The following is a 6,445-nucleotide window of genomic DNA, read 5'->3' as shown; positions in this document are numbered from 1 at the left end:
GAAAATAACCAAGTTTCAAATGATCAAACGAAGTTTAATCTAATGGGTCGTTTAGGGGAACAAGTTGGGCTTGAGTGGGGTGGCAGGTTTAAATCAATTGTTGATTTCCCACATTTTCAATATACCTTTGGATTAACCACTGAGGATCTTCAAAATGGGAAAAGACCTCCGAGGTAAAAGTCCATCTTACCCCTCGCCACCGGACCGTGCTCGATGTATATGGAACTTCTTAAGCAACCGTCGGTGAAGTAGAGGGGACCATTTTAGACATCTTAATTGATCATTATTTTTCACGGTGAGCCTTTTTTGTTCTTTTGTGAGCTCTAATATTTAGAGCTCTCTCCGCAATTCAGTTAAAGTTAATTCTCTGAAAATGATAAAAGAGTATTGATAATCCCTAGTTAGGTGAATACACTATAAATGCAATAATGATTACAAATTTAACAAGGGTCAATAGAGAAGGTGAATTCATGCGGGTTAAGAATCGAAAAACTATCAACATTCTTACATCGATTTTGGTTTTTACGCTTGTCATGATTTTTCCTGCTAATGCCAATATCTATAAAATACCCAGTCAACAGGTTGAGCTGCCGCCGCTGGAGCCGGCTCCTGATCTCAAACTGAATATCAGAAAGTTTCCGTTCCCTTATACCGGAATGTTGGCGATCTCCTCAGATATTGATGCCACCTCAGTGGCAGAATTTGAGGATTATCATCGTTTCCTAAATACCCATGAATTAACCCCTTACGGGCAGGGTTTGGGGTTAGATATCGCGGACTCGGCTTGGATGTATCAGGTCAGTAATTATAGTGATCTCATCGATAGCGAAGGCCATTCCTTAGCATATTCCATGGCATATTTTCAAGGTGTGGATACACAAGTATTCAAGGATGCGGATAAAATTAAACATTACTTTAATGTGGGTTGGATCGATTCCTTACATACGTTCGGAGATTTTAGCCGCAAAGATAAGAATTTGCTATGTACGCGTGATTTAGCGGATAAGGCCTGGACGGAGATGAAAAAGAATGGTTTTATGCCTAAGGTATGGATCAATCATGGAACCGAAACAAATGCGCAAAATTTCGGAGCCTACCTTCCCCAAACTTTGTACGCCTATCAGCAGGGGGATAATTCACAATCTCCTTATTACCATACGGATTTGACTCTAAATAATGGGATTCGCTTTGTCTGGAATTCAACGGGGGGAGTCCAATATAGCTTTGAAGATCCCCTCTATCCACTCACCTTACGGGATGGTCGACAGATTTGGGGCTTTCAGCGCTATTCCTATGATGAGGTGAAAGGAAAAAGAGTTTGGACCTGGGAACCGCATGAAATTCCTCGTCAACTGACAAAGCCGCATTTAGATGAGCTATATCAAGCTGAGAAATATACCATTCTGGCCCAACATCTGGGTAAGGGCAATGCAGCACAGGTTTTTAACTCCAATGATGCGCAAGCCCTGCGACTCTTAAAAAATTATCAAGATGAAGGGAAAATTCTCGTTGCAGGGACGGAACGTCTTCTTAATTATGCACGTGTTCATCATTATATTCGCTATGAAGTGCTCCAAGCCGACGGAAAGTACTATATCAATCTTGAGAAAATCGCAGATCCTGTACTGGGCGAGTCTGTACCGACACTGGAGGATATCCGGGGCTTGACGTTTTATGTCAACGAGCCGGAGAAGTACACCTTATTGTTGGATTTAAAGCTCATTCCTGACGAAGAAATCAAAAGCAATAAAGCGGATAAGAGTGGAAATAAGAGTATTGGAATCAAATGGTTTACTCCGGATTATACGGATTACACAAAATGATGCATTGCTCGGGTTGGGGAAGACTACTATTATTGATTATCAAGGAATTACGGTGATTTTATTTGAAAACAAAAGAACCTTTCTAGAAGGAATACATATTACTGAATAACCCATTCATGATATAGTATTTATGTGTAAACTATCATGCCCCTTATCTCCTAACAAATCTTAAATTTTTAGATTCCGAGGTTTTTATCTCGTTTAAAATCAAATATTTATGAAAAGGATAAATATTTGATGAAGTCTATCCAAGAAATTAAATGGGAATAATCATAAAGTTAGTAGATTTTGTTTAACTATAATAGTATAAATAAATAGATAAAGGGGAATGAAATATGGGTTCTAATTCAAGATCATCAAGCGGAAACCATTATAAAAGAGGAACACATGGAAGCGGGCATTATCAAAAGAAAGGTTTTTTAGGGAACTTATTAAACATAATGGATTCGAGAAGTGGGGCAGGGGGTAATTATAATAACTATGGAAATAACCACAATCAGTCTGCACCTATGCAAAACCAGCCAATAGAAAACCGAAACTCAATAAATTGCGGTAAATGCAATTCTAGTATTCCTGCTGGTTCAAAATTTTGTTTACAATGTGGTGAAAAGGTTGCAGATGCTTTGTTTTGTACAGATTGTGGGGAAAAAGTGCCTTTTGATGCAAAGTTTTGTTTCAAATGCGGCACAAAACTGAACGGGTAGTCCTATGAGGTTTTACAGGACTCTCAAATATGCGGGTAAGAAGTTCAGCCAATATACGATTGATAGACTTCTTGGTGAAGGCAGATATGGATTGTGTTTTTTGGCCAGGTCCGAAAGCGGCAATAAAGTTGTAATTAAGAAGTATAAAACAAGTTTAGGACAAAAAGAATTACCAAATTGCATCGATGAAGCAGTAATCCTTTCAAAGCTTAAGGATAAACGAATCCCTGCGTTTTTAGGGGTTGTCAATGAAAAAAGGTTTTATGGGTTTGTTTTGGAGTATAAAAATGGCTGTACCGTAAAGGAGCTGCTTTTTAAGCATAACTATAAATTTACGAGGAGAGAAGTATTTCACACAGGACTTCAGCTTATCAATATTATTCAATATCTTCATGAGAACGGTGTTGTCCATCGAGATATAAGAATACCAAATGTTCTGATGTATCAAGGAAAGGTATGCCTTATTGATTTTGGGCTGGCGAGATGGGCGGATAAAACATATAGATATGATTTGGATTTCTCTTATTTAGGGGATTTTTTGCTGTATTTAATTTACTCTTCTTATGAAAAAAAAGAAAAGAATAAACAACTGCCATGGCCTAAAAAATTACCATGGTACGAAGAATTATCGTTGACATCGGAACAGCAACTATTTTTAAGAAAGTTGCTTGGCCTGGAATTTGTCTATGAAAATATAAATGATATTAAAACGGACTTTATTAGGGCTTTTAGCATAAGTAGGTATTAGATATTTCTGGGAGGGTGCTGCTTATCTAAACAGAATATGCCCATAAAAAAAGTTCGCAAGGATTACCCTAGACTGCATAAATTTTATGAGGCTGCTCAAGGATCTAGGCATTGGAGCCCGCTGAATCTTCAGTCATATATCTTAAAAATGAGATTGAGAAAATATGATGAAAAATACGGGGTAGTTTAGCCTTTAATAAGAAATATAGGACGATGAAATTATTTTGGAGGTCTAGGATGAACGTAGTAATCTTTGGTGGGACAGGCTTTATTGGACGAAATCTTACAAATGAATTACTGATAAATGGATATCATGTGAGTGTCATAACGAGAAATAGCGTGAAATCTATTGCTAATGCAGAAAATAAAGTCCAGATGATTAGATGGCAAAATGAGTCACCTTTATCATCTATCAGTGAGTTGAAAGATGTTGACGTAATTGTGAACCTAGCGGGTGAATCTATCGGGAATCATCGTTGGACGGATGCGGTTAAGAGAGAGATTTTGAATAGTAGGATTAGAACTACTAAAGCAATTGTCGCTTCCATAAATAGCCATGCTATTCTACCAAAAGTTCTAATTAACGCCTCTGCAGTAGGGTATTATGGTCCTCATAAAGATGAGGAAATAACTGAAGTTGAAGAGGCAGGACAAGATTTTTTGGACCAAGTATGTAGAGATTGGGAGAAAGAAGCGTATAGAGTTCGAAATGATTTGACCAGGGTTGCAACTATAAGGATTGGTGTTGTATTGGGAACCGAAGGGGCACTGAACAGAATGGTAATGCCCTTCAGGTTCTATATTGGTGGCCCATTGGGTACAGGGAATCAATGGCTATCGTGGATACATATTCAGGATTTAACGAGTATAATTAGGTTCGTAATTGAGCACCCGGAACTGACCGGTCCTATCAATGCAACTGCTCCAGAGTCCGTAAGAATGAGAGATTTCTGTAAGGTGCTAGGCAAAGTTATGAATAGACCATCTTGGTTACCGGTTCCCGAAACTTTATTGAAATTGGCATTAGGACAAATGGCAGAAATGTTAATACACGGTCAACGGGTTGTGCCGAAAAAAGCTATTGATGCTGGTTATGAGTTTCGGTTTCTTAAGTTAGAATCTGCATTAATAGATGTTTTGAAGAAAACGGACGATGTTTAAACCAGCATATTGGGCGGTATTCGTACCATGTTTTGTTTACGAAGTCTAGGAGGAGTTAACATGTTGGCGAAAGTTGGTAAGGTTCTTGGGATGATTACTCCGTTAATTTCAGCAATATCTGCATATCAAATGTTGTTTGGAATGAAGTATACTGGTGCAACATCGGAATCAAGCGCGCCCTAAATAAGCACAACCATAAAAGTTACGGCATTGGAATTTGCATTTAAACATGGTTCAAAAGTAGTAATATTTTGGACGATATTTTGGCCGGTGGCCGTATTTTTCCTTTCATGTATTGGAGCGATTGCGGTATGGAAAAGAATTACTATTCTGGTTTGGGTAATTGCTTGTGTCTTATTAATGGTTTCCATTCTAGGAATAATGATCATTGGCAGATTCGTTGCACCCATAGCAATTTTATTATTAGCTAGTGCAATTATATACTTTCAATAAAAAATGGAAAGGAACTGACTTAACAATTCGAAGCATCACCAAAATTCTCCTAGGGACATAGTTGAAAGTTGCCTGACCGGAAATTTGCCCATGCATATAACCGTAAATTTGTCAACTATTTTCTCAACCGACTTTGTTCAGCCTTAATGTGTTTTCTATCGAGACACTTTACGACATTGCTAAGCGTCCACGCACGTTGAGACCGTGGTAAGTCTTGTAAAGAAGCACAGCTAGAATCCTTTTGTAGAAAGGGTTTGCGGGTTTAAACGTAAATCGTGTAACGATTTAATAGGACTAGCTACGCTCACGGAACATGCTGTCAGTATGTAAATGTTGCCAATGTTGTTGGTAATTTTTGCTGTAGAGGAATGAACTCCATAGAAAGGGAGCCATGAACAAGTAAATAATGAAGATGAATGGTCAGATCGTTTTTTGGACGTTCTGACCTTTTTGCTTTTAATTGGAATATTTCCGCAATCTTGGGAGGAATTGAAGGAAAGGTGTGGAAGGTACTTCTTGAAGCGAATTATCTGGGGATTTCGAGAACTCCTCTCACGATACGTGGGTCTTGGGGTGAGCGGCATCTCTGAAGTAACACTAAAGATGTCGCGTAAATTTAACTAGAAACGATAAGGGTGGTAGAAAAAATGAAAGAGATGAACAATACTGGATTAGTCATTATCGACGTCCAAGTCGCGATGTTTTCAGCCCCAGATTTACCTTTGCACAATGGAGACAAGTTGATAGAAAATATTAGCTACTTATTAGATAGGGCTAGGTCTACAAAAACTCCTGTATTCTTTGTTCAACATATTGGATCTGATGAAGGGTTATTCGGCAAGGGGAAGCCTACCTGGGAAATTGACCCCAGAATAAAACCATTGGGAAATGAAGTAGTAGTATTTAAACGAACTCCAGATTCCTTCCATCAAACTTTATTACATGAAGAGCTTCAGAAAAAATTCATAAGCAAGTTGGTTATTGTAGGATGCCAGACCGAATTCTGTGTTGATACAACATGTAGACGGGCATTTAGCATGGGCTACGATTCGATTCTTGTAGAGGATGCCCATAGCACATTCGATAATGAAATACTTACCGCTCCACAAATCGTCAAACATCACAATGGAATATTGGGGGGACGGTTTGTTCAGTTAAAACAAACAAGTGAGATCAATTTTGAGTAAACCTAATTTTCAGTGTGTTTTGAGATACCATCCTACGCAAAAGATAGTATTTCCACAGTCCATCCTGCTAGCTCGCCACATTCTATCCCCGCTTCAACTTCCCGCACGCACTTATATCGTTATCCACAAGTCTAGAAATTATATACTTTCCTGTATAACAAAAAGCTGTGCATTCATGCACTAATTTTCTGGGGACATGTTTTTTAAAAAGCGTTACCCAAGCTATCCCGTCTTAAAACGAAAACCGATCTTTCCACTATAAAAGAACGAAAGGTTAAGGAAAAGATCCTTTCAACCACAAGGGCGATTGAAGTGTTTACCTTTTTAAGTTGCATTGCCATGGGAATCTTGACGATCGTTTCACTAAAAT

The 6,445-nt window shown here is 38.4% G+C and carries 8 protein-coding genes; all 8 read left to right on the top strand.

Annotated elements, in window-relative coordinates:
• On the top strand, positions 1 to 177 hold a 177-nt coding region (locus tag VM640_RS11550), incomplete at its 5' end, for a M15 family metallopeptidase (protein ID WP_325392349.1).
• A gap of 293 nt (positions 178 to 470) precedes the next feature.
• Positions 471 to 1,823, top strand: coding sequence for a hypothetical protein (locus tag VM640_RS11545; RefSeq protein WP_325392347.1), 1,353 nt, complete (start codon positions 471 to 473; stop codon positions 1,821 to 1,823).
• Positions 1,824 to 2,158: 335 nt separating this feature from the next.
• Positions 2,159 to 2,527: a zinc ribbon domain-containing protein gene (locus VM640_RS11540; protein WP_325392345.1), complete on the top strand. Its 369-nt coding sequence runs from the start codon at positions 2,159 to 2,161 to the stop codon at positions 2,525 to 2,527.
• Between the two features lie 4 nt (positions 2,528 to 2,531).
• The gene (locus VM640_RS11535; protein ID WP_325392343.1) at positions 2,532 to 3,275 is read left to right on the top strand and encodes a protein kinase family protein; all 744 of its coding nucleotides are present in this window, start codon (positions 2,532 to 2,534) and stop codon (positions 3,273 to 3,275) included.
• 236 nt (positions 3,276 to 3,511) lie between these two features.
• Positions 3,512 to 4,435, top strand: coding sequence for a TIGR01777 family oxidoreductase (locus tag VM640_RS11530; protein ID WP_325392341.1), 924 nt, complete (start codon positions 3,512 to 3,514; stop codon positions 4,433 to 4,435).
• Between the two features lie 60 nt (positions 4,436 to 4,495).
• Entirely contained in the window at positions 4,496 to 4,618 is a 123-nt protein-coding gene (locus VM640_RS11525; RefSeq protein WP_325392339.1) for a hypothetical protein, read from the top strand.
• A 686-nt stretch (positions 4,619 to 5,304) separates the two neighbouring features.
• A complete protein-coding gene (locus VM640_RS11520) occupies positions 5,305 to 5,478 on the top strand; it encodes a hypothetical protein (RefSeq protein WP_325392337.1) in 174 nt (57 codons plus the stop codon).
• A gap of 57 nt (positions 5,479 to 5,535) precedes the next feature.
• Positions 5,536 to 6,075 (top strand): cysteine hydrolase family protein, encoded by a 540-nt coding sequence (locus VM640_RS11515; RefSeq protein ID WP_325392335.1) that lies wholly within the window; start codon positions 5,536 to 5,538, stop codon positions 6,073 to 6,075.
• Positions 6,076 to 6,445 lie beyond the last annotated feature (370 nt).

The organism is Desulfitobacterium sp. (genome assembly GCF_035539115.1).
GTDB lineage: Bacteria > Bacillota > Desulfitobacteriia > Desulfitobacteriales > Desulfitobacteriaceae > Desulfitobacterium_A.
The sequence above is the reverse complement of the archived record's forward strand: the minus strand, read 5'-3'. Positions and strand labels throughout refer to the sequence as shown.